This is a genomic window from Rothia sp. HMSC075F09 (assembly GCF_001810515.1).
GTDB lineage: Bacteria > Actinomycetota > Actinomycetes > Actinomycetales > Micrococcaceae > Rothia.
In genome coordinates this window covers 1-751 of sequence record NZ_KV801783.1, presented here as the reverse complement: position 1 = coordinate 751, position 751 = coordinate 1, and the positions used below count along the sequence as shown (strand labels likewise).

The window sequence follows — 751 nt, the reverse complement described above, 5'->3', positions numbered from 1 at the left end:
ATCTCCACGAAGATGTCCTTCTACAGCGGGTTGGCGCCCATGCCGGGGTAGTCCACGTCGATTTTGCCGTCGCCGTCGGCGTCGTAGCCCTTCATCTCCCAGGTGTTGGGGATGCCGTCGCCATCAATGTCCGGGTTGTGCGCCTGTGCTGCGGGAGCTGCAACCGAGCTGAGCACAAGCAGTGCCGCCGAAGCGAGCGCGGTACGCACCACGCGATTTGAGGTCAGAAAAGACATAGGATCTCTCTTCATATCTTGACCACGCGGGAGGTTGCATCATCTGACGTTGCGCACGGTATGGGTCGTACGGGTCCGGTTTTATGGTGAGTATCAGGCGGCTACCGCGTGGTTCAGTGGTCATGTGTGTCGCTGCCGCCAGCATGTAACCGGTGTGCCGCAAGTGAGCACGGCGTTTAAAAGACAGCGGGTCACTGCCGAACCCTCCGGTGGAGGCAAAGGAACCATTCTTGGCTCCCCTTCTGTTCGACGGTGACCCGCTTCATCATACACAGAGTGCATCTAGTTTGTCCCGGTATTTGCACCGCATCTCAAGTTATGCACCGTTTATGACGTAAAGCGCTCTGATAAGCCTTCTACTTAGTGGCCTCCACCTCAGCGTTCTGTGCGGCGCCCTTCGCCTCAGAGGTCTTCCGGGAGGCGTAGAACAGGCACACCACGGCACCCACCACCTCGGCAACCATCAGCCGCTAACGCCACAGCAAGCAGAGAGGGGCCCGGCATCCAGTATGGAT

The 751-nt window shown here is 58.7% G+C and carries 1 protein-coding gene; it reads right to left on the bottom strand.

Annotation, left to right across the window (positions count from 1 at the left end):
- Positions 1-20: 20 nt before the first annotated feature.
- Positions 21-236 (bottom strand): hypothetical protein, encoded by a 216-nt coding sequence (locus HMPREF2749_RS04095; protein ID WP_070593508.1) that lies wholly within the window; start codon positions 234-236, stop codon positions 21-23.
- Between the last annotated feature and the right edge of the window lie 515 nt (positions 237-751).